Annotated in this window: 19 protein-coding genes and 1 pseudogene; 8 read left to right on the forward strand and 12 right to left on the reverse strand. The window is 72.1% G+C overall.

From position 1 onward, the window contains the following. Window positions 1-292 precede the first annotated feature (292 nt). Genes BX285_RS26775 through BX285_RS26785 form a run of 3 tightly spaced genes read left to right on the forward strand, consistent with a single transcriptional unit; the run spans window position 293 to window position 4,307 of the window. The gene (locus tag BX285_RS26775; RefSeq protein ID WP_121178462.1) at window positions 293-2,434 is read left to right on the forward strand and encodes a helix-turn-helix domain-containing protein; all 2,142 of its coding nucleotides are present in this window, start codon (window positions 293-295) and stop codon (window positions 2,432-2,434) included. Beyond that, on the forward strand, window positions 2,431-3,435 hold the full coding sequence (locus tag BX285_RS26780; RefSeq protein ID WP_121178463.1) for a hypothetical protein: 1,005 nt from the start codon (window positions 2,431-2,433) through the stop codon (window positions 3,433-3,435). Before BX285_RS26775 ends, BX285_RS26780 begins: the two co-directional genes overlap by 4 nt. Further along, the gene (locus BX285_RS26785; protein WP_121178464.1) at window positions 3,432-4,307 is read left to right on the forward strand and encodes a DUF6339 family protein; all 876 of its coding nucleotides are present in this window, start codon (window positions 3,432-3,434) and stop codon (window positions 4,305-4,307) included. Before BX285_RS26780 ends, BX285_RS26785 begins: the two co-directional genes overlap by 4 nt. 214 nt (window positions 4,308-4,521) lie before the next feature. On the opposite strand, the pseudogene BX285_RS26790 reads toward BX285_RS26785, so the two are convergent. The 3 genes and pseudogenes from BX285_RS26790 to pstS all read right to left on the reverse strand — a co-directional run. Further along, window positions 4,522-5,565 (reverse strand): annotated as a pseudogene (locus tag BX285_RS26790) (DNA cytosine methyltransferase); the annotation flags it as partial. Between the two features lie 11 nt (window positions 5,566-5,576). Then, window positions 5,577-6,053 carry a very short patch repair endonuclease gene (locus BX285_RS26795; RefSeq protein WP_121178465.1) on the reverse strand — a complete coding sequence of 159 codons (477 nt, stop codon included), beginning with the start codon at window positions 6,051-6,053 and terminating at the stop codon, window positions 5,577-5,579. Between the two features lie 121 nt (window positions 6,054-6,174). After that, a complete protein-coding gene (pstS, locus tag BX285_RS26800; protein WP_121178466.1) occupies window positions 6,175-7,302 on the reverse strand; it encodes a phosphate ABC transporter substrate-binding protein PstS in 1,128 nt (375 codons plus the stop codon). Window positions 7,303-7,653: 351 nt separating this feature from the next. On the opposite strand from pstS, the gene BX285_RS26805 reads away from it, so the two are divergent. Both BX285_RS26805 and BX285_RS26810 read left to right on the forward strand, forming a co-directional pair. Then, window positions 7,654-9,114 (forward strand): APC family permease, encoded by a 1,461-nt coding sequence (locus tag BX285_RS26805; RefSeq protein ID WP_121178467.1) that lies wholly within the window; start codon window positions 7,654-7,656, stop codon window positions 9,112-9,114. Between the two features lie 70 nt (window positions 9,115-9,184). Beyond that, window positions 9,185-10,822, forward strand: a complete 1,638-nt coding sequence (locus tag BX285_RS26810) for an amidohydrolase (protein ID WP_097235548.1) — start codon at window positions 9,185-9,187, stop codon at window positions 10,820-10,822. Between the two features lie 212 nt (window positions 10,823-11,034). Here BX285_RS26810 and BX285_RS26815 read toward each other — a convergent pair whose 3' ends face one another. The 3 genes from BX285_RS26815 to BX285_RS26825 all read right to left on the reverse strand — a co-directional run bounded on the left by BX285_RS26815 (window position 11,035) and on the right by BX285_RS26825 (window position 14,044). Next, entirely contained in the window at window positions 11,035-11,754 is a 720-nt protein-coding gene (locus BX285_RS26815; protein ID WP_121178468.1) for a TetR/AcrR family transcriptional regulator, read from the reverse strand. A gap of 86 nt (window positions 11,755-11,840) precedes the next feature. Further along, window positions 11,841-13,181 carry a helix-turn-helix transcriptional regulator gene (locus BX285_RS26820; RefSeq protein ID WP_121178469.1) on the reverse strand — a complete coding sequence of 447 codons (1,341 nt, stop codon included), beginning with the start codon at window positions 13,179-13,181 and terminating at the stop codon, window positions 11,841-11,843. Window positions 13,182-13,306: 125 nt separating this feature from the next. After that, a complete protein-coding gene (locus BX285_RS26825) occupies window positions 13,307-14,044 on the reverse strand; it encodes a DUF4232 domain-containing protein (RefSeq protein WP_121178470.1) in 738 nt (245 codons plus the stop codon). A 149-nt stretch (window positions 14,045-14,193) separates the two neighbouring features. Between BX285_RS26825 and BX285_RS39555 the strand changes: the two genes are divergently transcribed. After that, the gene (locus BX285_RS39555; protein ID WP_398901552.1) at window positions 14,194-14,589 is read left to right on the forward strand and encodes a response regulator transcription factor; all 396 of its coding nucleotides are present in this window, start codon (window positions 14,194-14,196) and stop codon (window positions 14,587-14,589) included. A 92-nt stretch (window positions 14,590-14,681) separates the two neighbouring features. On the opposite strand, the gene BX285_RS26840 is transcribed toward BX285_RS39555, so the two are convergent. Beyond that, window positions 14,682-15,248 carry a nucleoside deaminase gene (locus BX285_RS26840; protein WP_259470803.1) on the reverse strand — a complete coding sequence of 189 codons (567 nt, stop codon included), beginning with the start codon at window positions 15,246-15,248 and terminating at the stop codon, window positions 14,682-14,684. Between the two features lie 243 nt (window positions 15,249-15,491). On the opposite strand from BX285_RS26840, the gene BX285_RS26845 reads away from it, so the two are divergent. Further along, on the forward strand, window positions 15,492-16,811 hold the full coding sequence (locus BX285_RS26845) for a YhgE/Pip domain-containing protein (protein ID WP_121178472.1): 1,320 nt from the start codon (window positions 15,492-15,494) through the stop codon (window positions 16,809-16,811). 188 nt (window positions 16,812-16,999) lie between these two features. Here BX285_RS26845 and BX285_RS26850 read toward each other — a convergent pair whose 3' ends face one another. The 5 genes from BX285_RS26850 to BX285_RS26870 form a co-directional block, all read right to left on the reverse strand. After that, on the reverse strand, window positions 17,000-19,267 hold the full coding sequence (locus BX285_RS26850) for an FdhF/YdeP family oxidoreductase (RefSeq protein ID WP_183107272.1): 2,268 nt from the start codon (window positions 19,265-19,267) through the stop codon (window positions 17,000-17,002). A gap of 226 nt (window positions 19,268-19,493) precedes the next feature. Then, window positions 19,494-20,405, reverse strand: a complete 912-nt coding sequence (locus tag BX285_RS26855; protein WP_097235540.1) for a LysR family transcriptional regulator — start codon at window positions 20,403-20,405, stop codon at window positions 19,494-19,496. Beyond that, entirely contained in the window at window positions 20,406-21,287 is an 882-nt protein-coding gene (fdhD, locus tag BX285_RS26860; protein WP_121178474.1) for a formate dehydrogenase accessory sulfurtransferase FdhD, read from the reverse strand. After that, window positions 21,275-22,714 (reverse strand): MFS transporter, encoded by a 1,440-nt coding sequence (locus BX285_RS26865; protein ID WP_121178475.1) that lies wholly within the window; start codon window positions 22,712-22,714, stop codon window positions 21,275-21,277. Before BX285_RS26865 ends, fdhD begins: the two co-directional genes overlap by 13 nt. Window positions 22,715-22,951: 237 nt before the next feature. Then, complete coding sequence (locus tag BX285_RS26870) at window positions 22,952-23,425, reverse strand: GreA/GreB family elongation factor (protein ID WP_121178476.1); 474 nt, start codon at window positions 23,423-23,425, stop codon at window positions 22,952-22,954. A 450-nt stretch (window positions 23,426-23,875) separates the two neighbouring features. On the opposite strand from BX285_RS26870, the gene BX285_RS26875 reads away from it, so the two are divergent. Then, the gene (locus tag BX285_RS26875; protein ID WP_097235537.1) at window positions 23,876-25,318 is read left to right on the forward strand and encodes a glyceraldehyde-3-phosphate dehydrogenase; all 1,443 of its coding nucleotides are present in this window, start codon (window positions 23,876-23,878) and stop codon (window positions 25,316-25,318) included. Window positions 25,319-25,438: the final 120 nt, after the last annotated feature.

Consider the following 25,438-nt stretch of genomic DNA (forward strand, 5'->3'; position numbering starts at 1 on the left):
GACGTGCTCGGCTGCTTTCCGATGAAGCTGACGCGCAGTCAATCATGCGTCCCTGACTGCACACAAGGGGCGGTGGTGGAAATTTGATGTGCGATCAAGTCGGGGCTTTCCGAAGGAAATCGGGCACGTCGGAAAGGCTTTCGGGTCCTGGGTTTTCGGCTGCATCGACAGTCTCCCGTGCTGGACGCGGCGCTCGTCAAAGGTCAGTTGACAAGGGGGTGTCACTGTCAACAGCGATGCGGTAGCGTGGCTCACGCCTCGTCAGACAAGCGATGCGGGAAGCAGGTGGGACGTGAAGGCGGCTGAGGACTTCGGCCCCTGGCTGGCGCGCCAGCTCAGGAACGCCGGGAAGAGCCAGACCGATCTGGCGGAGGAGCTGGGCGTGACCCGGGCCGCCGTCTCGGCCTGGATCGTCGGCCGCTCCGTACCCCGAGACGAGACCATCCGGCGCATCGCCGAGGTACTCAAGACCGACCTGGAGACCATTCACACCCGCAGCTCCGACGCCCAACTCGGGCTGCCCGTCCAGTGGTACCACCGGCCCGCCCACGCCGACGGCGGCCGTGAGTACGGCAATGCCGCTGCATTCGCCTTCGAGGCCGACGTCTCGGTCCTGGCCCGTGAGGCCACCCAGAACAGCCTCGACGCCCGCCTCGACCCGGCCGAGCCCGTCCGGGTCCGCTACACCCTGCACGAACTCACCGGCGAGGCCCTCGCCCGGTTCCGCGAAGCCATCGAGTGGGAGCGCCTGCGCCCGCACTACGAGGCGCTGACCGCCGACGGCGGCAAGCAGAGCAAGGTCTCGCGCACGATCGCGGCCGGGCTGCGCGACATGTACCAGCACGACCGTCTGGTGCTGCTCCGGGTCGACGACTACAACGCCACCGGTCTGACCGGCGGCGACTACGAGGACGGGCTCTTCGCTGCCGTGGTGCGGCGTCAACTCGACAGCCAGAAGCGGGACCTGGGGGCAGGAGGTTCCTACGGCCTGGGCAAGGCCACCCTGTGGGCGACCAGCCGACTCGGCCTGGTGCTGATCAACTCCACCCTCTCCGAACCCCACGAGGGCCGCACCGAGCGCCGCCTCGTCGGACGCCTCGATCTTCCCTGGCGTGAGGTCGACGACCGAGCGTGCGCCGGTCCGGCCTGGTTCGGACGGCCCGACCCGACCACCGAGTCCGCGGACGTGGTTCGTTCCTGGTGGGCGGACGAGGAGACCGTCGAGAAGCTCCACCTGACTCGTGAGAGTGCGGCTCCCGGCACTTCCTTCCTCATCGTCGGCGCCCACGACGTCGCCAGTCTGGTGGCCGTCAACGGTGCCGTGGACGAGGAGGAGTCAACCGAGGACGACGACTCCGTCCACCGCATGCATGCCCGACTCGTCGACGCGCTGGGCCGCAACTTCTGGGCCGCGATGACCGGTGGCGGCGACCACAAGCCGCACCTGGAGGCATCCGTCCGCACCTACCGCAACGGAGAGGTGCTGATCCCCGAGGAGCACGTGGACCCTGCCGCGGCCCAGCCGTCCCGCACCCGTGCCCTGCGGGCCTTCCTGGAAGGCGCCACCGTCGACCGGCTGACCGGCCCCGGCCAGGTCGCCCGGACCACCGTGCCGCTCAACGTGCCGCTGCACGGCGGGCAGGCGCGCGGCGGAGTGTCGCACGAGGCGGTGCTCCTGGTCACCAACGCCGAGGATGCCGACGGACGCCCCAATCGACTGGTGTCCATGCGGGGAAACCGCATGACCGTCAAGGACAGCGCCGTCACCAACATCCCGATCGGCACCAACCCCTTCCAGGCCATCCTGCTCACCGGCCGCGCGGCGGGCCCGGACGCCCCCGGTGCCGAGGCCGCCGAGGAGTTCCTCCGCGCCTCCGAACCGCCGGAGCACAACAAGTGGGGTCAGACGGAGGAACTGCGGCTGTCCTACTCGCCCTCCGCGCACCGGCGCATCGCCGCCCTGACCGCTGCGGCGAACGGTGCCGTGCGCGAGCTCGTGGCGGTGCCCAAGGCCAAGCGCCGCAACGGGGGAGAGGCGAAGATCGCCGGTCGGCTCAAGGTGGGCGGCGGCGCGAAGAAGCCGCGTCAGGCGGCCGCGGCCCTGCCCGAACTGGACAACGTGGACGCGCTGATCGACGAGACCGGAGCCTGGTCGGTCACCGTCGACCTGCGGGTGTCGCCCGGGGTGGACACGGACCGGCCGGTCACGCCCGTCGCCAAGTTCGACGTGCGCTCCGGCCCCCGTCCCCTCGCCCCCTGGAAGGACCTGGTCGCCGTCAGCGGCTGCGAGGTCGTCGATGGGGCCCTCCAGTTGTCGCCGGGCAGTCGCAAGGCCGTCTTCCGGGGCGTCACCGACGTGTCCCGGCATCCGGTCCGAGCCCAACTCACCGGGCTCGTCGTCGAACTCCGTAACGGAAAGGGAGAGCAGGCGTGAAGGTCTACCCCTACCGGCGGCTCACCGGCAACGTGTCCTGGCGCGTCGACAGCGTCCAGCTCAAGGCCGAGGGTGAGCCATGGGAGGACGTGGAGAGCAAATACCTCTCCACCGTCGAACGAGTCGTCGCCCTCGGGCCCGACGAGGATCGTCCCGACTGGAGCGAGGCCAGGCTCCGGCTCTCCGCCGGCATCCCGGCCAAGGCGCTGGACCCCAACGGACCCTGGCAGAACGTCAAGGTCGTCGCCGTCCTGACGGAGCGGGCCACCAACACCCGTGCGACCGTGGAGTTCTCCTCGGTTTCCGTGGACGGCCGCGAGCGGACGGCCGAGCTGTACCTGAACCGCTGCGACCTCCTCGATCGTGCCACCCTCGCCGTGCACGTGGTGGCCACCGTCGACGGTGTCCCGGGGCGGGTGATCGCCACCGCCGACACGGAGTGGTTCGTCGACGTCATCGAGGTCGTGCCCTCGCTCGCCCGCGAATTCGATGTCAAGATGATCAAGTTCGGGTCCGGGGCGAGTCGACTCCAGCGCTTCAAGGACGCCCCGTGGCTGGTCGACACCACCGGTCGCCTTCCGGCCGTGCGCATCAACACCGACTTCGACGGGCTCGGCGACCTGATGGGTGCGGACGGTGGGAGCAGCGCGGAGAAGACCGTCCGGGAACTCCTTCTCGTCCAGATGGGCTCCGAGGTCTGGACAGCCGTCTTCCACTCCGCCGTCGGCGACCTTGAGGTCGAGGAGGACGGCGTCCCGGTGTTCCCACACGGCTGGCAGGGCGAGGTGCTCCGGGAGATGCTCCCCGACGTGTATCCCGACCGCGAGCCGGAGCAGGCCCTGCGGGAGGTCCATGCGGCACGCACCGGATCCTCCGCCGCCGGATGGGGGGAACTCCAATCCCGGATCCACTTCGCCGCCTCCCGGCGCGCCGGCGTCCCCAGGACGCTCTCCACCACCATCCACGACCTGGAACGCCTCACGCAGGGGGACGACGCATGACCGACCGGCCCAGCTTCCTCCCGGAGCGCTTGGCCCTGCTGCCGAACGCCGAGGTGGCGGAGTTCCTCACCGAGGGACTGCTCACCGGGCGCGAGGACGCGCTGAGCATCAAGCTCAACGACGTCACCGAACCGCTTCCGCACGCCGATCGGCGCGGTGAACTCCGGCCGATCCGGGAACTGGCCGAGGACGCCATGGCCTACTGCCGGAGCAACGGTTTCAAGGCCACCCAGGCCGACGCCTGGCTCGCCCCGCGCCTCCACGCGGCGCTGCGGCTCACCCGCCGCGAGGCGGCCGACCCCGGGTTCTGGAACTACCTCGCCCTCGGCGTCGCCCCGGACTACGTGGTCTGGCGGCACCTGGCGGAACCCAAGGACGGCAAGGCGGCCAAGGTGGCGGCCGTACGCTTTCGCGGTCCGTACCACACACAGGCTTTCGCCCGGCTCTGGTGGGCAGCCGAGCTCTTCCGCAACGGCCCGGACTACGGACCGGTGGTCACGGCCTGCGGCAACCAGGACATCTTCAACACCGCGCTCCGGATGTCTGTGATCAACCACCGGCCCACCGCGCAGGCGATCGTCCGACTGGTCGCGAAGGGCGATGGTGCCACCGGCCGAGAGGCCAATGCCTTGGCGGGAGCCGTCAACGCCTCGGCGGCGACGCTCATGTACGACGTGATCGCTCCCGACCACCCCGAGCGCGACCCCCGTCCGCTGCTCGACTGGATCGCGGAGGCCGAGTCCGCCCGTCAGGTATCAAGGAACGTGCTCCCCGCGGGCCCCGACGAGGAACCCGCGCCTGAGCTTTCGGTGAGCGTTCTTGCGGACTACTTCGCCGACTTCCTCGCGGATGCGCCGGAGGCAGGGGCCTGAACCTCGGGTATCGGGCAGCCGGTGCCGCAGTCGTCCTCGGCGTCGCAACCCTCCCGGCGGAGGGCCCGGTACTGGTCCCCCCCTTGTCGAGTCGGGGCCAGCTCTCCCGCAGCACCTCCTCCGGCGGGAGTGGCCTGGCCAGCGCAGCCGCCAGCACGTGCATGCCGAACAACGGGGGCACGGCGTTGCCCACCTGCTGGGACTGGTCGCCGCCCTCCCAGGGGTAGTCGGGCGGGAAGGTCTGGAGGATGCCTGCCTCGCGGATGGTCAGTCGGTCGGGGTCGAGTTCGGGGCCGTTCGGATGCCGTCGGACAGCGTTGCGCGAGACCTTCCCGGTGACGGTGAACGACGGCTGCCGGTACGTGCGGATGCCTCGGTTCCTGGGGTCGCCGCCGCTGCCGTAGTTCGACACGATCTCGAACGGGGTCTCTCGGCCCGTGAGCACGTCCTCCATCGCGACCCAGGGCCTGAGCGGCGCAGCGGTCCCGTCCACGGGCAGTGCGATCTGGGCCTCGTCGGGACTGCCCTGCTCCGGCTTGCGCAGGTTGAAGACGTGGTGGGTGGGAGCGGGGATCGCAGGAGCCTCGTGCTCGTCGAGCCGCGCGATCAGGATCGTGCGGCGACGGGTCTGCGGGACGCCGTACGCCTCGGTGTGCAGAGTCCTGACCTCGGCGACGTTGTACCGGGCCCTCGTTCCGTCCTCCCGGGGCAGTCCCTTCTCCAGGGCCGCCTTGTAGACCTCCCAGAGTGCCTTGACCGCGGGCACCTGCTCCAGGACGATCACGTCGAACGGACGCCGGTCCCGGTTCGGGGAACCCAGAGCCTTGATCGCGTATCGGAGCGGTTCCAGGACCAGGGCGGTACGAGGGTCACCGCCCAACTTCTCCAGCTGCGCGTCGACATCGTCCTCGTCGGCCCCGTCCACCAGCCGGTGGATGAGCTTCTTGACCTTCTCCAAGGCTTTGCGCCCGGCACCGTTGCCGGCCACTGAGTACGTCTGGCAGGGCGGACCGCCCGCCAGTACGTTCAGGTCCGCGTCGAGCTCCTCGAAGCGCTTGCGCCGGATGTGGCTGACATCAGCGTGCCACGTCCTGAGCCCGGCCGCGTAACGCGTCTCACAGGCGTCCTTGTCCCACTCGATCCCGAGTGACCTCACGCCCAGCATCTTCGCGGCCACGTCGAGACCGCCCGGACCGGCGAAAAGATCCAGAATGTGCGGTTTCGCGAGGAATGGAGCGGCTGCGTCCGTGCTGGTCATGTGGACAGAGTCTAGCCAGGGACGGGACGTGTGATGTACTCGGTCGTCGGTTCCGCCGGGCTCAACCCGCGCCTCGGCCGCCGCTCGTGGACCAGGACGGCGATGCGCTCGGCGGCTTCGGCGGCGCTCTCGTGCTCCCAGACGCGGACCGACAACCACCCCGCCGCCGCGAGCCGCGAGTCCGTGTCCGCGTCCCGGGCGCGGTTCTTCTCGATCTTCTCCCGCCAGAAGTCGGCGTTGTTCTTGGGCCACGTCGCGTGCTCCGGGCAGCCGTGCCAGAAGCAGCCGTCGACGAAGACCGCGATGCGCGCCGGGCCGAAGAGAATGTCGGCTTCGCGGCGCACGCCCTTGAGCGGCTTGCGGTGGACGCGGTAGCGGAACCCCGCCGCGTGCAGGGATCGACGGAGGGTGACCTCGATACCCGTGTCGTGACTGCGCTGCTTGCTCATCCGGGCGCGGATCTTCGGCGTGGTCTCCAGGGAGGGCATGATCCCATTCTGGCTCCGGGCACCGACATCGGTCCTGTGCATCCGCCGGTCCGTGCCCTCGCCGGGGGCACGGACCGGCGCCGCCCCCCGGTGGTGGGGGCCGGCGCCGGGGGTGGGTGGGTCAGGCGAGGGTGGACACGGCGGTCTTGACCTTGTCGGCGATGGTGGCGGGGAGGGGGACGTAGCCCTTCTCGCCGATGGCCTGCTGGGCGGGGTCGCCGATGGTGTAGGTGAGGAAGGACTTGAGGGTGTCGAGGGTCTCGGCCTTGTTGCCCTTGTCGCAGACGACCTCGTAGGTGACGAGGACGATCGGGTAGGCGTTGTCGGCCTTGGTGCCGTAGTCGAGGGAGAGGGCGAGGTCGCCCTCGGTGCCGACGACGGTGGAGGTGGCGAAGGTGTTGGCGGCGTTGGCGGCGGTGGCCTCGACCGGCTTGGCGGCGCCGGTGCTGATGGCGGCGCTCCTGAGGTTGTTGATCTGGGCGTAGGACAGCTCGGCGTAGCCGATGGAGTTCTTGACCTGCTTGATCTGGGCGGAGAGGCCGGCGCTGCCGTTGGCGGACTGGCCGCCCTTGCCCTTCCACGCCTTGTCCGGGGCCGCGCTCCAGGCGCCGCCGGAGGTCTTGGCGAAGTAGGAGGTCAGGTTGAAGGTGGTGCCGGAGTCGTCCGAGCGGTGGAAGGACTGGATGTCGGCGTCCGGCAGCTTGGCGCCCGGGTTGAGGGCGGCGATGGCCGGGTCGTTCCACTTGGTGATCTGCGAGTCGAAGATCTTGGCGGCGGTCGGGCCGTCCAGGACCAGGTTGTCGACGTTGTCCACGTTGTAGACCAGCGAGACGAGGCCGCCGACCATCGGCAGGTCGATGGCCTTGCCGCCGGAGCAGACCGCCTTGGAGGCGTCGACGTCGGCGGCCTTGAGCACGTAGTCGGTGCCCGCGAAGGCGACCTTGCCCTGGGTGAACTGCTGGACGCCCGCGCCGGAGCCGCCGCCGCTGTAGTTGATCGTGGTGCCGGAGCAGGCGGCGGAGTAGGCCGTCTTCCACTGGTCCATCGCGTTGCCCTGCGCCGTGGAGCCCGCGCCGAGGAGGGTGCCGCCCTTGCCGCAGGCGACCGCGCCGCCGCCGCTCGCGGAACCGCTCGCCGCGGTGTTCCCCGTCTTGTTGTCGTCGCTTCCGCACGCGGTGAGCGACAGGGCGCCGGCCAGCGCCACCGCGCTCAGGGCGAGGGTGGTGGACCGGCGGTTGCGCTGGAGCATCTGTGGGTTCCCTCTCGTCGACACGGTCCCGGTGACCTTCGGCGGAAAGAACGTAGACGTCCCGAATGAACACGGTTCCGGACGACAGGTGAATCCGTGGTGAACCACAGGCGTGCGGTGCGGAAATCATCGGCTTCGCGCTTATGACAACAGCATTGACGTGTGACGGCGGCGCCGGTTTCATGGCTCGCACTTCCGCACGCGCCTCCCCCTCCGGCGCGCGCGTTCCCCCCACACGTGCACCCCACGAACCACGTGCACCCCCACGACCAAGGCGGTGATCCGTTGGCATCGACGGTGAAGGACCCGGGCAGCGCTCCGAGAACGGACGCGAGCGCCCCCCACGTCGTGATGCGGCAATCCCTCGGCCTGCTGGACGGCGCGGTGATCGCCGCCTCCAGCACGGCCGCCACCAGCAGCATCGGCATCGGCCTGGGCCTGATGGCCGGAGTGGTCGGCCTCCACCTCCCGGCGATCATGCTGCTGGCCTTCCTGCCCGTGCTCGCCATCGCGGGCGGGTACGGACGGCTGAACACCGTGGAACCGGACGCCGGCAGCAGCTACCGGTGGGTCGGACGCACCCTCAGCCCCTGGCTCGGCTTCCTCACCGGCTGGGTCAACACCGTGGGGACCGTCGTCTTCATGGCCTACACCACGACCGTCACCGGCTCCTCGGTCATCCAACTGCTCGACCAGGCCCACCTGCGCAGCATCGCCGGCCTGCGACTGGACGCCGACTCGACCGTCCAGTGCACCCTGCTCGGCCTGGTGGTCCTGATCGGCGCCGCACTGATCGCGGTACGCGGCCTGGACCTGGCGGCCCGACTGCAGAAGGCCCTGCTGGTGTTCGAGTACGCCGTGCTGCTCGGCTTCTGCGGATACGGGCTGTTCGCGGGCGACCAGCCGTTCTCGCTCCAGTGGTACAACCCCTTCGACATCCCCTCCTTCGACGCCGTCGCCCAGGGCATGGTGCTGGCGGTGTTCTGCTACTGGGGCTTCGAGTCGGTGTTCAGCGTCGGCGAGGAGGTCCGCGACCCACGCGACGCCTCCCGCGGCGGCATGCTCGCCCTCGTGGTGATGCTGCTGCTCTTCCTGCTCGCCGGCACCGCCTTCCAACGCGTACTGCCGATGGGTGAGTTGGCCGACAACGGCGCCCACGGGCTGACCTACTTCGGTACCACGCTCGCCCACCAGCCGCTCGCCGCACTGCCGTTGATCGCCCTGATGTTCTCCGCAGTCGCCTCGCTGCAGTCCTCGGTGATCCCCACCGCCCGCGGACTGTACGCGATGGGACGCGACCAGGCACTCGGCCCGGTCTGGACCCGACTGCACCCCCGGCACGCCACCCCCGCCGTCGGCACACTGCTGATCACCGGCGTCGCCGTCCTGCTCGCCCTCGCCTCGCTGGCCATCCCGACCGTCAACGACCTGATCTCGGCCGCCGTCAACGCGATCGGCATCATCGTCGCCCTCTACTACGCGCTGACCGCCGTCGCGGCCGCCGTCCGCTTCCGCGGCCTGCTGCGCACCCACCCGGCGCAGGGCCTGCGCGCGGTGGTCGGCCCGCTGCTGGGCGCGGCGGCGCTGCTCGTCGTCGGCGGCTACCTGGCCTGGAGCTTCTACGACTCCACCGACCACTTCGAACTCGCCGCCGACAACGGATGGTTCGAGCTGACCGTGGTGGTGCTGATGGTCGTCACCGGACTCCCGGCGGCGGCCTGGGCCCGCTGGCGGCGCCGCTCGCCGTACTTCCTGGAACGGGCCAGGCCCGTCCCGGAACGGCCCAGGCCCGCCACGGAGCAGGCGGGCTGAGGACGCCCCCCATGCCCAACCCCATTGTGGGACAAGAGATTCACCGGACCCAGGAACGGAGCACCACCCCATGACCGAGGCCGATCTGGTCTTCACCGGCGGACCCGTGCACACCGGCGACGCCGCCCGCACGCGGGCGACCTCGCTGGCGGTGATCGGCGAACGGATCGCCGCCGTCGGGCACGACGAGGTCCGGGAGTTGATCGGGCCGCGAACCGAGGTCGTGGACCTCACCGGCAAACTGCTGCTGCCCGGCTTCCAGGACGCGCACATCCACGCGGTGTTCGGCGGCACCGAGTTGGCCGTCTGCGACCTCACCGGCACGGTCGGCGTCGCCGACTACCTGGAACGGATCCGGGCGTACGCCGAGGCCGACCCCGGGCGGGAGTGGATCACCGGCAGCGGATGGTCGATGGAGAGCTTCGGCGGCGGCCTGCCGACCCGTCAGCTGCTCGACTCCGTCGTCCCCGACCGGCCGGTGTACCTCACCAACCGGGACCACCACGGCGCCTGGGCCAACACCCGGGCGCTGGAACTCGCCGGCCTCACCCGGGACACCCCCGATCCGGCCGACGGGCGGATCGAGCGCGAGCCCGACGGCACCCCCAGCGGCATGCTCCAGGAGGGCGCCACCGCGCTCGTCGCCCGGCTGCTGCCGCCGTCCACTGCCGCCGACCGGCTGGAGGGGCTGCTGCGCGCCCAGCGGCTGCTGCACTCGCTCGGCATCACCGGCTGGCAGGACGCCCTGCTCGGCGAGTTCAACGGCCAGCCCGACCCGTCCGACGCCTACCTGGCCGCGGCGCGCTCCGGCGCACTGACCGCCCGGGTGACCGGCGCGCTCTGGTGGCAGCGCGACCGCGGCGCCGAACAGATCCCCGAACTCGTCCGGCGGCGCGCGGAGTCGAGCCACGGACGGTTCCGGGCCGGCTCGGTGAAGATCATGCAGGACGGCATCGCGGAGAACTTCACCGCCGCGATGACCAGCCCCTACCTGGACGGGTGCGGCTGCGCCACCGCCAACTCCGGCCTCAGCTTCGTCGATCCGGCCGCGCTGCGCGGCTACGTCACCGAACTGGACGCGCTCGACTTCCAGGTGCACTTCCACGCGCTCGGCGACCGCGCCGTCCGCGAGGCGCTGGACGCCGTCGAGGCCGCCCGCACCGCCAACGGCCGGCGCGGCGCCCGGCACCACCTCGCCCACCTCCAGGTCGTCCACCCGGACGACCTCGCCCGCTTCGCGCAGCTGGGGGCGATCGCCAACATCCAGCCGCTGTGGGCCGCCCACGAACCGCAGATGGACGAACTGACGATCCCCTTCCTCGGGCCCGAACGCGCCGCCTGGCAGTACCCGTTCGGCGCCCTGCAGCGCGCGGGCGCCACCCTGGCGGCGGGCAGCGACTGGCCGGTGAGCAGCCCGGACCCGCTCGCGGGCCTGCACGTGGCGGTCAACCGGATGGAGCCGGGGGCCACCGACGGCCGGGTCTTCCTGCCCGAGCAGCGGCTCGACCTGGGCTCGGCGATCGCCGCGTACACGGCCGGGTCCGCATACGTCAACGGGCACGACGACGCGGGGGTGCTGGCGGCCGGGCGGCTCGCGGACCTGGTCGTGCTCGACCGGGACATCCTCACCGGGCCGGCGGAGGAGATCGCCGAGGCGCGGGTGCTGCGGACCTACGTGGGCGGGGAGTCGGTGCACGCGGCGGACTGAGCGGGGCGGGTCTCCCGGGCCGGGGCCTCCGGTTTCCCGGGACGGGCCTCCGGGCGGGGTCTCCGGTTTCCCGGGACGGCCCTCCGGGCGGGGCCCTCGGGCCGGGACGGCCGCCGGTGGTGCGCGCACGGGGGCGCACCACCGGCGGCCGCGTGCGTCCGCGAGTCGGCCGCCCGGCCCGCGTGCCGCCAGTCGTCCCGGCCGACGTGCCGTCAGCCGTCCGGTCCGGTGTCCGCCGACCGGAGCCGGGCCGCGGCGGCGTCGAGGAGCAGGTCCAGCGCGTACGGGTAGCCGCTGCGACGCATGTCCGAGGTGAGCAGGTGGGCGGTGGCGGCGATGTGCGGGTGGGTCGCGGCGTCGAGGCGGGCGTAGGAGGCCTGCCAGACCTGGAGGTCCGCAGCCGCGGCGGGCGCGGGCAGGGCGAGGGCGGCGGCGTCCAGGGCGGCGAAGGCGAGGCTCTGGTCGACGAAGGCGTGGTAGACGCGGACGGCCTCCGCGTCCGGGAAGCCGGCGGTGCGCAGGGTGCCGAGGATGGCCTCGACGGCGGCGATCTCGTGGGTACGGCCGGTGGTGCGGTGGGCGGCGAGCAGCGCGGCCTGCGGGTGGGCCTGGTAACTGGCGTGGATGCGCAGGCCGATGGCGCGCAGGTCGGCCCGCCAGTCCCCGGTGGGCTGCCAGCCGTGCTGGGCGCGGCCGATGAGCTCGTCGGCGATCGCGAGCAGCAGGTCGTCGGTGCTGTGGAAGTAGCGGTAGACCGCGCTCGGGTCGGCGCCCAGTGCCGCGCCCAGCCGCCGTACGGTGAGCGCCTCGGCGCCGTGCTGTCCGATCAGCCGGATCGCGGTGTCGACGATCAGCCCGGCCGAGAGGACGACGCCCTGCTTGGTGGGGCGCCGCCGCCTGCGCTGCGGTTCCGGGACTACGCGATCGCTCATCCCGGCAGGCTATGTCAACCACGTTGACGTGGAGAAGACCCCGGACGGGCACCGGACTCGCCGGCCGTGCGCACCGCCCGGGGTGCTCAGCCGTCGACGGGGGACGGGGCCCAGGCCTTGCCGTTGTAGAAGTAGCCGGGCGCGCCCTGCAGGCCCACGGTGCGGAAGGGGCGGCCGTTGTCGTCCACGGGCAGCGTGCCGTGGCTGAGGCCGCTGTTCCACTTCAGTTCGAGGTACCAGGTGACGTCCTGGGAGAGCGTGGTGGCGTCCACGTCGATCACCTGCGGGTCGGTGTCCGAGACCCGGTAGGGGAAGTCGGTGACCGGGGTCTTCTTCGTACCCTCCCGGCCCGCGACGGGGACGGCGTGCGGTGAGGGCGAATCGAGGTCCACCGCGAAGGACGCCGGGACGAGGGCCCCGCCGCAGCCCGCGCCGGGCGTGTAGGCGTTCCACTTCGGCGCGGGCTGGGTGCTGACGATGTGCACGTACACGTCGTTCAGCACAACCGGGGTCGGGTTCTTGCCCAGGGCGGTCAGCTCAAGGCGCAGGTGCCCGGCCGGTACGGCGTGCTGCCCGGCCGCCCAGCTCCCGGTGCGGGCGGCGGAGTCCGGGGGCGGGGCCACCTGGGAGGGGGTGCGGGAGGAGAGGAACCACTGGCCGCAGGGGCTGCCCCAGTTGTCGGCGAGGACGTTGACGTGGAACGGGGCGGTGTTCTCCTCGGGCGAGGGGGAGGAGGTGGGAGAGGCGGCGGCGGGGGATCCGGCGGTCGGACTGCCGGTGGCGTCCGGGGGAGCGGCCGCGGGTGCCGTGGCGGGCGTCGTGGCGGGCGTCGTGGCGGCGGGCCCGCTGCCGGGGGTGGGAGCCGCTGCGGCCGTCGGGGAGGTGGTCGTGTCCGTCGCGCCGCCGCCCTCGCGCAGCACGAAGACCGAGACCAGCGCGGCCAGGGCGGCGACGGCCACGGCGCTCAGCAGCACGCGGGTGCGGGTACGGCGGCGCGGCTCGACGGACGGGTCCACGGGGCGCACGGGTTCCACCTCCTCTGCGGGTGCGTTTGCGGGTCCGTTGGTGTTTGCGGTCACGGGCACGGGTGCGCTTGCGGGCTGTGGCGCGGGCGCTGGCGCGGGCTCCGGCTTGGCGGCGGCAGCCTGGGCCGTTGCCGTACCGGCCGCACCCGCCTCCCGCCGCCGGGCCGCATCGGCCAGGATCCAGCGCCGGTGCAGCTCGACCAGTTCCTCGGCGCGTGCCCCGCAGGCCCGGGCCAGGCGCTCCACGGGCGCGTACTCCGCCGGAACGGCAGCGCCGTTGCAGTAGCGGTGCAGCGTGGAGGTGCTGACGTGCAGCCGGGTCGCCAGCGCGCCGTAGCTGCGGCCGGAGCGTTCCTTCAGCTCCCGCAGCATCGCCGCGAACTCGTCGGTCTCCACACCCATGCGCCGTCCACCCCTCGCCCCGGACCGGCCCCGGATCTGCTCGAAGCCGCAGCTCACGGTACCGGCTCGGCGCCGGAGCGCTCGGGGGAGGGGCAGCACGGCGGCCTCGCGACGGACCGCGCCGCTCAGGACTGCCGGTCCGCGGTGGCCGCCGAGGCGGCCGCATCCGCCACGCTGTCGCGGTACAGGCCCAGCTTCGGCCTGAGCACCTTCGCGCCCTGCCCGAGCGGGAAGTTCAGCGTCTCGGCGGCGGGCATGTGGTCCCCGTCGGCCAGGACGTTCACCTCGTCGACACCGGACACGGTGCCGGAGCCCGCCCCACCCGGGTTGAGGTCGAGCACCGCGTACGCCGTCCGGCCGGGCGCCACCGGGTACGCCGGGGCACCGCCCAGCCCGCTGGGCACCAGCGGCCTGACGTCCTTGCCGCGGTCGGCCGAGTGCGAGTCACCGAGGCTCAGCAGCGGGTAGTAGCCCAGACCGCAGGCCGTCGTCCCCTGGTTGCGGACCTCGATCACCCGCTGGCTCGGCGCCCCGGCCCGGCTGGTCACCCGGACCGACAGCTTCTTCGACTCGCAGGGGTGGGAGTACGCGTAGCTGTCACCGCCGCCCCCGCCCGGGGCAGCGGGCGCAGCGGGCGACTCGGCGCGCCCCGGAGCGCCGTTGGCGGCAGGCGTGGCCGAAGCCCCTGACACCGGTGCAGCCGAAGTACCGGCCAGCGGCGCCGAGCCGGCCGGGGCCGCCTGGGTGGGCTTCGCCGACTGCTGCGCACCGCCCGAACCGCCACCGGACTGGCAGGCGGTCAGGCTGAGCGCGGCCCCGAGGGCGAGGGCAGCCGGGACGAACAGAACACGACGAACGGACATGGAGGTTCCCCCGTGACAGTGGTGGATGAACGAGCAGACCGGGCGGCCGGGCCAACGCCACCGGCCGCCGACCACCACAGTGGCCCCCCGCCCGTCCCACCCGCCAGACCTCCCCACCCAACCGGGACACTGGAACGGTCCCACCCCCTCTGACCTGCCCTTTCTCCCTCACCTGGAACGCCCCACCGGAACGCCCCAGCGCCACCGGAACGCCCCGGCAGCATCGCCTTCCCCCGACCAGGGGGTGGGCCCAGACCCACCCCGCACCGGAGGACAGGGCCTGTTGCCGCTGCGCGGGCTGCTCGGACCGCCCCCTCGGCCTCCTCCCGGCGTCCGCCGGCCTCGCCCTCGCCCGCGACGTCCTCGCGATGATGGCCGGGGGCCGCTCCAACGCCGCGATCGCCCAACGCCTCCACTTCAGCGAGGGCGCGGTCAGCAATCACACCTCCACCATCTTCGCCAAGCTCGGCCTCGGCGCCTCCGACGACGACAACCGCCGCGTCCTGGCCGTACTCGTCTACCCGGACGGAGCCCGCCCGGCGTAGGAACCGGGGGAACCGGAAGTGGGTGGGACCGACGTCCGGTGCGGGCACGCAGGTCGTCGGTCGGCGCCCTTCCCGCGGTGCGATCTGCTGTCCTACGACCCGTCCTCGCTGCCGCCGTCGCGGATGACCTGGGCGCGGCGGAACAGCTCGTCCGTCTCGGCGGCGAGCACCCCGCCCAGCAGCAGGCCCGGGTGGTAGAAGGATCCGGCGGCCTTGGCCACGGCGGTGGCGGACAGGTCGATCTGGTCCACGCCGGTGCGGCGCAGCCCCTCGATCGAGGTCGCCCAGACGACCTGGCCGATGCCGGCCCAGGCGCAGGCGCTCATGCACATGGGGCAGGGTTCGGCGGTGGTGTACAGGGCGGTGTCGGCCCATGCGGGACCGCCGTAGGGCTGTCCGTAGTCGTCGATGGCGACCATTTCGCCGTGCTGGGTCGGGCTGTCCGCGGAGGCGGTGCCCCGGGCGACCACCCGGCCGGAGCGGACGATCACCGCGCCGAAGGGGTAGCGCGCGTTGCGGCGCCCCTCCTCGATCGCCGCCGCCATGTGGTGCTCGTGGCTCCGCGGCGCGGCGGCAGTCACGGCGGCGGCCGCCGCCGGTGCCGCGTACGGCGCGAGCCCCACCGCGCCGGCCGAGCCCATGAAGTGACGCCTGCTCAACACCGCGGTGTGCTCCGTCCGGTCGGAGTACGGGGGTTCCGCAGCATTGTCCGCGGCCACGTCCCTCCAGGCCGGCGTTCCTGCCCGTTCGCGTGGTGGTGGCCGAACAGGCCCGCTTGGCGGTCCCGGTCGTTGGGGCGACGGCCGCCCGGGTGACGCGGGGTTTGTCCCTCCGGCTGCCACGGAACGACTTCCCGCCGTACCTGACGCGGCACCAGGTTGTGCCCGAACCCGAGGGGTGGCATGGCGACCGCAGGCTCCCAGGAGGCTCCCCGGCAGGCCCGGGCGCTCTCGCTCGTCCGGCGTCCGAAGCTGTGGCTCTTCCCCACCGTCCTGTGCGGCCTGCTGGCCGTCGTCCTCTCACTGCTCTACATGGGCGGCATCGTCAATCCGACCGGCCATCTGCACCGGCTGCCGATCGCCCTGGTGAACGCGGACCGGGGCGCACCGCCGCCCGGCCAGCCGGAGAACTTCGGCACCCGGCTGACCAAGGCGATCGTGGCCGGCACCCCCGGCCGCACCGTCGACTGGCGGCAGGTGGACCAGGCCGGGCTCCGCGAACAGCTCGCCGCCGGTAAGGTCTACGGCGCGCTGGTCGTCCCCGAGGACTTCACCGCCGCCGTCACCGCGCTGGTCACCGGCGGGGCCACCGAACGGCCGACCCTGACCGTACTGACCAACCCCGGCCTGGGCAGCCTCGGCTCCTCGTTGGCCTCCCAGATCGCCCAGAACGCCGCCCACCAGGGCTCCCAGGCGGCAGGCCGTGAGCTGCTGGCCGCCCTGCCGGCCACCCCCGCCCCGGGCTCGGCCACTCCCGCGGGCCCGGACACCGGAGCCACCGCCCGACTGCTGCTCGCCGACCCGTTCGCCGTCGCCACCCAGGTCGGCCACCCGATCGGCAGTCACAGCGGGCTCGGCCTGAGCGCCTTCTACTTCACCCTGCTCGCCGTCCTGACCGGCTTCATCGGCGGCAACATGATCCACAGCGGTGTCGACACCGCCCTCGGCTACAGCGACAGCGAGATCGGCCCCTGGCACACCCGCCGCCCGACCGTCCCGATCGACCGCACCCAGACCCTCCTGCTCAAGATGGTCATGACGGCCGGGATCATGTTGCTCACCACCTCCCTGGTGATGCTCTGCACGGTCGGCATCCTCGGCATGGACGCCCCGCACCTGGCGATGCTCTGGCTCTTCGCCTACTGCGCCAGCCTCGCCGTCGGCCTCGGGGTGCAGGCGATCAACGCCGCGTTCGGCGGGATCGGGCAGCTGGTGTCGATGTTCGTCTTCATCGCGCTGGCCCTGCCCTCCTCCGGCGCGACCGTCCCGCTGCAGGCGGTGCCCGGCTTCTACCGCTTCCTGAGCGTCTTCGAGCCGATGCGCCAGCTCAGCGACGGCATCCGGGCGATCCTGTTCTTCGACGCCCGGGGGAACGCCGGGCTGGCCCGCGGCTGGGTCATGATCGCCATCGGCGTGGTGCTGGCCCTGGCGTTCGGCTTCGGGATGACCCGCTACTACGACCGCAAGGGCCTGCACCGCTGGACGCCCCAGCCGAGCGACTGAGCGGTCGGAGGGCCGCATGAGGTCCGCTCATGCCTTCGCGCATGAGCGGACCTCATGCCGTGGTGGCCATGAACAACTCTCATGCCGCCTTGCGTATGAACAACTCTCATGCGGAGGTCATGAACAACTCTCATGCCGTGGCCATGAACGACGCTCATGCCGTGCTGCGTGAGCCGAGCTCATGCCCCTCATGACTTCGTCACGGTCACCTTGAGGTGCTTCATGATCGGCTGGTCGCTCTGGGTGCTGTAGTCGCCGATCGCGCACAGCACGTTCATCTCCGGCATGTACCCGGCCGCGCAGCCGCGCGGGATGTCGTACGGGACGGCCAGGTAGCCGGTCACCGAGCGGGTGCTGCCGTCCCGGGCGGTACTGGTGACGTCCACCCGGTCGAACTCGTCGATGCCGCGCTCACGCATGTCGTCCTTGTTCAGGAAGACCAGCGTGCGCAGGTTCTTCACGCCCCGGTAGCGGTCGTTGTCCGAGTAGATGGTGGTGTTCCACTGGTCGTGCGAGCGCATGGTGCCCAGTGCCAGGGTGCCGGGCTCGGGGACGACGTCGGGCAGCGGGGCGGTGGAGAACTCGGCCTTCCCGGAGGGGGTCAGGAAGACCAGCTCGCGGGCCGGCTGCTTGATCCGGAACCCCAGCGGCAGCCGCACCCGGCGGTTGAAGTCCTCGAAGCCGTCCAGCACCCGTGCCATGGTGTCGCGGATCCGGTCGTAGTCCTCGATGTACCACTCCCACGGGGTGGGGCTGTCCGGCAGCGCCGCGCGGGCCATCCCGGCGATGATCGCGGGCTCGGAGAGCAGGTGCGATGAGGCCGGTTTCTTCATGCCGACCGAGAGATGAACCATGCTCATGGAGTCCTCGACCGAGGTGGACTGCACCCCGCCGCGCTGGTGGTCCTTCTCGGTGCGGCCCAGGCACGGCAGGATCAGCGCGCTGCGGCCGTGCACCAGGTGGCTGCGGTTCAGCTTGGTGCTCACCTGGACGGTCAGCTCGCACCGGCCGAGTGCCTCGTAGGTGTAGGGCGTGTCCGGTGCGGCGAGCGCGAAGTTGCCGCCCATGCCGACGAAGACCCTGACCGCGCCGCGCCGCATCGACTCGATGGTGGCGACGGTGTCCAGGCCGTGCTCGCGCGGCGGCTCGATCCCGCACACCTCGGCGAGCCGGTCCAGGAACTCCCCGTCCGGCCGGTGGTCGATGCCGCAGGTGCGGTTGCCCTGGACGTTGCTGTGCCCGCGCACGGGGGACGGCCCGGCGCCCTCGCGGCCCAGGTTGCCGCGCAGCAGCAGGAGGTTGACGATCTCCCGGACGGTGTCCACACCGTGCTCGTGCTGGGTGATGCCCAGGCACCAGCTGAAGATCGAACGGTCGGCGTCGCGGTAGATCCGCGCGGCCTTGAGGACGTCCGCCCGGCCCAGCCCGCTCTGGCGCTCGATCTCCTCCCAGGGCGTGGCCGCGCAGACCTCCCGGTAGGCCTCGAAACCGGTGGTGTGGCGGTCGATGAACAGCTGGTCCAGCGCCTTGTCGTCGGTCGCGGACTGCTCCAGGACGGCCTTCGCCATGCCGCGCAGCAGCGCCATGTCGCCGCCGATGCGCGGCTGCAGGTTCAGCGTGCCGGTGCGGGTGGACTTGTTCAGCGCCATGTCCGTGAAGTCGTGCGGGATGATCGTCCGCCTCGCCGCCGCCTCGACCAGCGGATTGACGTGCACGATCTGCGCGCCGCGCTTGAACGCCTCGGCGAGCGCGGTCAGCATCCGGGGCGCGTTGGAGGCCACGTTGACGCCCAGGATGAACAGCGCGTCGGTGACCTCCCAGTCCTTGAGGTCGACCGTCCCCTTCCCCGTGCCGAGCGCGGCCTGCAGGGCCCGCCCGCTGGCCTCGTGGCACATGTTGGAGCAGTCCGGCAGGTTGTTGGTGCCCAGCTCGCGGGCCATCAGCTGGTACAGGAAGGTCGCCTCGTTGCCGAGCCTGCCGGAGGTGTAGAACGCCGCCTGATTCGGGTCGTCCAGTCCGCGCAGGGCCCGGCCGACCAGGTCGAAGGCCTCCTTCCAGCCGATCGGCACGTAGTGGTCGGTGGCGGAGTCGTACACCATCGGCTCGGTGAGCCGGCCCTGGTCCTCCAGGGCGAAGTCGCTCCACCCGGACAGCTCGGTCACCGAGTGCGCGGCGAAGAACTCGCGGCCGACCCGCCTGCGGGTCATCTCCCAGGTGACGTGCTTGATGCCGTTCTCGCAGATGTCCAGGTGCAGGCCCTTGGTGTCGTCGGGCCAGGCGCAGCCGGGGCAGTCGAAGCCCCCGTTCTCGTGGTTCATCCGCATCACCGCGCGCGGCCCGTCCACGTACGCGCCCTCGCGCACCATGAAGCGGGTCACGCTCTTGGCCGCGCCCCAGCCCGCGGCCGGGTGGTGGTACGGCTCGAACTGCGGAGCCCCGTCGGGGGAGGGGCCCACCTCGGGCTCGGGCCGCTCCTGGGCGGGGGTGGTCCCGGCGTGGGCGGGTGTGGTCCCAGCGCTGGTCCCGGCGTCATCTGAGGTGGTCACGGCACATCGCCTTCCGTCGCGGGGGTCGGGATTCGGCGGACACCCGGCGCTCGGGTCGAGGCTATGGCGGGCGCCCACCGCCCGCGACCCGGGCCGAGCGGGCCAGGGCAGGCCGCCCGGCCCGGCGGCACTCCGGTCAGGGCAGGCTGCCCAGGACGGCGGCGATCTCGGTGCGCCGGGCGACCTCCAGCAGCGCCCGCGCCATCACCGAGCCCGGCTCCCGGGCGGCGATCACCAGCCCGATCGGTGCACTGTGCACCGGCTCCACCAGCGGGACGGCCTGCATCCCGGGCGGCACGCCGAACACGTGCAGCCAGGCGTACGGCACCACGCTCGCCCAGTGCCCGGTGCGCACGTGGGCGAAGAGCGAGGCCACCGAGTCCGTCTCGACCCGCGGCGTCGGCGCCAGCCCGAGGCCCGCGAACACCTCGTCCAGCACCCGTCGGCCCTGCATGCCCGGGTGCAGCAGGCACAGCGGCAGCCGGGAGGCCTCCTCCCAGGTCGCCCGGGAGTGGCGGGCCGGTCCGTCGGCCGGGCTGGTCAGCAGGACGTACCGCTCCTCGTAGAGGGGGAGCGTGCGCAGGTCGTCGGCGCCGGGCCCGGGCAGGTAGGTGATGCCCGCATCGATCTCGAAGTTCCGTACCTGGCGCAGCAGTTCCTCGGAGCGCAGATCGGTGGACAGCTCCACGGTGGCCAGCGGATGGGCGGCGCAGAGCGGCCCGGTGAGCAGCGAGACGGCGCCCGAGGCGGTCGGCACCGAGCCGATCCGCAGCCGTCCGCTCAGACCGGTGCGCAGGGCGTCCACCTCGTCCCGCAGGGCGTCCCGGTCCGCCAGGATCCGCTGCGCCCACCGCACGATCCGCTCGCCCTCGGGAGTCAGCCCCTCGAAGGCGCGCCCGCGACGCACCAGCAGCACCTTCAGCTCGTCCTCCAGCTTGCGGACGGCCTCGGACAGGGCGGGCTGGGAGACGTGGCAGGCCTGGGCGGCCCGGGCGAAGTGCCGCTCCCGGGCGAGGGCGACGAGGTATTCGAGCTGGCGGAAGAGCATCTACTCGGCCTTGAGGGCGGCGGCCCCGTGGCCGGTGGCCGGCTCCGTGTCGATGCGGCCCGTGTCGATGCGGTCCGTGCGGGTGTAGACGTTCATCGATTCGCCGCGCAGGAAGCCGACCAGGGTCAGGCCGCTCTCCTCGGCGAGGTCCACGGCCAGCGAGGAGGGCGCGGAGACCGCGGCGAGCATCGGGATGCCCGCCATCACGGCCTTCTGCACCAGCTCGAAGGAGGCCCGGCCGCTGACCATCAGCACCGTGCCGCGGGCCGGCAGCAGGCCCTCCCGCAGGGCGTGGCCGACCACCTTGTCCACGGCGTTGTGCCGACCGACGTCCTCGCGCAGGCAGAGCAGCCGCCCCTCCGCGTCGAACAGGCCCGCCGCGTGCAGACCGCCGGTGCTCTCGAAGACCTTCTGGGCGGCGCGCAGCCGGTCGGGCAGGGCGGACAGCAGCGCGGGGGTGACGCGCAGCCCGTCCTCGGCGACGCTCCAGGGCGCGGTGGTGCGCACCGCGTCCAGGCTGGCCTTGCCGCACAGGCCGCAGGAGGAGGTGGTGTAGAAGTTGCGCTCCAGCGAGGCGTCGGGGGCGGGCACACCGGGGGCGAGCACGACGTCGACGATGTTGTAGGTGTTGCCGCCGTCGGCGGTGGCGCCCGCGCAGTAGCGGATCCCGGCGACCTGGTCGGCGGCCTGCAGCGCGCCCTCGCTGACCAGGAATCCGGCCGCCAGGTCGAAGTCGTTGCCCGGGGTGCGCATGGTCACCGTCAGCGGGCGCCCGCCGACCCGGATCTCCATCGGCTCCTCGGCCGCCAGGGTGTCGGGGCGGTGCGAGGGCGTGCCCTGGCGCAGGCGCAGCACCCTGCGCGGAACGGTCACTCGGCCCATCGTCGTCGGCTCCTCGGTGGTGGTGTCGGTCTCGGTCCCGGTCCGGACTGTACGGACTGTACGGACGAACCCTCGCTTGGATCGTCGTTCGGATCCTCACCCGAATCCTCGCCCGTCCCCGTCCCCGTCCCCGACCCCGACCGCGCCGGGCCCGCCGACGCGGGCAGGTGGCGGCGGCTGTGCGCACCGGTGACGGCCAGGCAGAGCACGCCCACGACGGCCATGCCCACCAGCAGGGCCGGGTAGGAGGCGTGGCCGGCCGTCCCGGCGAGCAGCAGCGGGGTGAGGAAGCCGCTGGAGATGGTGCTCTGGTAGAGCGAGGCGGAGGTCGGGCCGCGGCTCCGCGTGGCCAGTCGTTCCACCTCGTGCAGTCCCGCGCCGAGCGTCAGCCCGTACCCGGTGCCGAGGACGACGGCGGCCACGAGCACCAGCCCCACCGAGTCGCGCTGGGCGGCGAGGGCGCCGATCAGCAGCCCGGCGATCACGGTGGCCATGGCGGTGAGGGTGGCCCGGGCGCTGCCGTGGTCGTCCAGACGGGCCGCGAAGGGCTGGGCGAGCACGCCCATGGTGAGCGTCAGCGCCGCCACCAGGCCGCCGAACAGCGGCGCGTAGCCGGGCACGCGGTCGGCGACGAGCGGGGGCAGCACGACGTACGCCACGGTGGCGGCGCCGAGGACGGCAGGGCTGGCAGGGAGCACGACGTAGCGGAACCGGGGGTGCTGGACGGCCGCACGGTGCTCCGCCACGGTGGCCGCACCGGCGTGGGCCCCGGCAACGCCATCGACCCAGCCGCCGTTACGGGCTGTCGCCGGCAGCGTTGCCGTTTCGGGGAGCCGGCGGGTGGCGCGCAGCACCAGCAGGCAGCCCAGGGTGTGGGCGAGCGCGGGCAGCACCGTCGGGCCGGGCAGCCACTCGGCGAGCACCCCGGTGGCCAGCGCGCCCGCCGCGAAACCGGCTCCGGTGGCGTACATCGCACGGCGCGCCGAGGTCTCGGGCGGGACGGACGGCCCGGACAGCTCCCGCAGCCAGGTCGTCCCGGCCAGGAAGACCAGCCCGGCCGCGAAGCCGGTGACGGGCCGGGCGGCGTACACGGCGGGCTCGTCCGCGACGGCCAGTACGGCGCTGGCGACGGCCGACAGCACCAGTGCGCCGCGCACCACCCGTCGGCGGCCGTACCGGTCGGCGGCGGGGCGACCCAACAGCAGACCGGGTACCAGCCCGACCAGGTAGACCGAGAACATCGCGGCCAGCGACAGCGCCGACCAGTCGGTGCGCGCCCGGTAGACGGTGGCCAGGGCGGTGAACTGGTTCGCTCCCCAGGCGGCCACGGCCACGGCTGCTGCCGCCGGGAGCCAGCGGCGGGCGGCGCGGGAGGCGCGCGAGGCGACCGGCGTCGGAGTCGGGGCCGGGGGCAGGTGCGTGCTCATGCTCTGCGCTGCCCCATTTCCGGATCTCGGATTTCCTGGATTCCTTTTGTCCAGTGTGTTGTCGGCGGTCGAGAACCGTCAAAGCGGAAATTCCGCTGAGCTGATAGGCGGCGCTTATCGAGGGATTTTCCTTCGCGCCTGCCAAGGGCGCGCCGCATTTCCCCGACCGGGCGGGCGACCGGGAATTCCCCGCATTGCCGCCCGCCCCGTCGGAGGCCGTCACACCGCCGGAGGCCGCTACTCCCCGCCCCCGCGGCCCACCGCCACCACGACCGCGCTGGCCGCTCCGCCCGGCGTCTCGTAGTTCACCGTGTCCCCGGCGTGGCGGCCCAGCAGTGCCTTCCCGAGCGGGCTGTCGGCCGTCACCAGGGTCAGCTCCCGCTCCTCGGCGAGCTCGGAGACCTCGACGGTCTCCTCCTCCCCGTCCGCGAACCGCACGGTGACGGTGGACCCCACCCCCACCACCTCGGTGGACGGCGCACCGGCGACCGACGCCTCCCGCAGCCGTCCCTCCAACTCGGCGATCCGCCGGTCCAGCCGCGTCACCTCCGACGCCCGCTGCAACTCGTCCGCCGCATCCGCCCGGTCCCCCACGGGCTCCACCCCACGCAGCGTCGCGGCCACCTGCTCCCGCTCGGCCCGTAGCTGTGCCAACTCCTCCTGCACCGCGTGCAGGCCCTCAATACTGATGGGTTCGGGACCACCGGTCATTGCTGCTCCCGGGTCTCTCGCGGAACGGATCTCTCACGGAACGGATCTCTCACGGAAACGGGTCTCTCCCGGAACGGACCTGTCGTGGAACGGATCTGTCGCGGAACGCTCGAATTACCGGCCGCCTCCCATTACCCCACCCCACCCGGCCCCGGGCAACTCCGTGCCGCGGTACCGCGGCCCAACTCCGGCTCCGCCTCCGCCGGTTCGATCCCCTCGACCTCGTTCGGCCGTCGTAGGAGGTCCCGCCGTGTATCCGTGACGAGGGCCGCCCGCGCGGGGTCCCGGAGCCGGCCCCGAGGGTGGCGGTGATCACCTTCCGGGGTGGGGCGGCGGGGGAAACCGCAGGTGGGCGGGGTGGCGCAGGCGCGGGAAGGTGGGACCGGCCGCTGGGCCGCGGGCGGGCGAAGCTACCATGTGCGCAACACCCTCAGCTCGAAAGATGGACTTGTGACTGTCAACGACGACGTGTTCACGGACTGGAAGAACCGCGAGGAGATCGCGGAGTCGATGATCCCGATCATCGGGCGGCTGCACCGGGAGCGGGATGTCACCGTTCTGTGCCACAGCCGTTCCCTGGTGAACAAGTCGGTGGTCAGCATCCTCAAGACGCACCGTTTCGCCCGGCAGATAGCGGGCGAGGAGCTCTCGGTCACCGAGACGATGCCGTTCCTGAGCGCGCTGACCGCCCTGGACCTCGGCCCCTCGCAGATCGACCTCGGCATGCTCGCCGCGACGTACAAGGCGGACGACCGCGGTCTGTCGGTGGAGGAGTTCACCGCCCAGGCCGTCGCGGGCGCCACCGGCGAGAACAAGCTGGAGCGCCGGTCCGCCCAGGACGTCGTGCTGTACGGGTTCGGTCGCATCGGCCGACTGGTCGCGCGGCTGCTGATCGAGAAGGCCTCGGGCAACGGCCTGCGGCTGAAGGCCATCGTCGTGCGCAACAGCGGCGGCGACGACCTGGTCAAGCGGGCCTCGCTGCTGCGCCGTGACTCCATCCACGGCCAGTTCCAGGGCACGATCACCGTCGACGAGGCGAACAACAAGATCATCGCCAACGGCAACGAGATCACGGTGATCTACTCCGACGACCCGACCAAGGTCGACTACACGGAGTACGGGATCCGGGATGCGATCCTGATCGACAACACCGGCCGGTGGCGTGACCGTGAGGGCCTGTCGAAGCACCTGCAGCCCGGCATCGCCAAGGTCGTGCTGACCGCCCCGGGCAAGGGCGACGTCCCGAACATCGTGCACGGCGTCAACCACGACACCATCAAGCCGGACGAGCAGATCCTGTCCTGCGCTTCCTGCACCACCAACGCCATCGTCCCGCCGCTGAAGGCGATGGAGGACGAGTACGGCGTGCTGCGCGGGCACGTGGAGACCGTCCACTCGTTCACCAACGACCAGAACCTGCTGGACAACTACCACAAGGCCGACCGTCGCGGCCGCTCGGCACCGCTGAACATGGTGATCACCGAGACCGGTGCCGCCTCGGCCGTCGCCAAGGCCCTGCCGGACCTCGACGCGAAGATCACCGGCAGCTCGATCCGCGTGCCGGTGCCGGACGTCTCCATCGCGATCCTCAACCTCCAGCTGAAGCGGGAGACCAACCGCGAGGACGTCCTGGAGTACCTGCGCAACGTCTCGCTGACCTCGCCGCTGAAGCGCCAGATCGACTTCATCGACTCGCCCGACGCCGTCTCCAGCGACTTCATCGGCTCGCGCCACGCCTCGATCGTGGACGCCGGCGCGACCAAGGTCGAGGGCGACAACGCGATCCTCTACCTGTGGTACGACAACGAGTTCGGCTACTCGTGCCAGGTCGTCCGGGTCGTGCAGTACATCTCGGGCGTCGAGTACCCGACGTACCCGGTTCCGGCGGTCTGACCGGACTGCGGTAGTTCGTCAGTGGGGCGGTGGCCGGTCGGTCACCGCCCCGTCGGCGTTCCCGGGGCCGGTACCGGGCGGCCGGGACGCTGCCGGACGGGCGTCCGGGGCCCGGCGGTG

The sequence above is a fragment of the Streptomyces sp. 1114.5 genome (genome assembly GCF_003635085.1).
In the GTDB taxonomy this organism is placed as follows: Bacteria; Actinomycetota; Actinomycetes; order Streptomycetales; family Streptomycetaceae; genus Kitasatospora.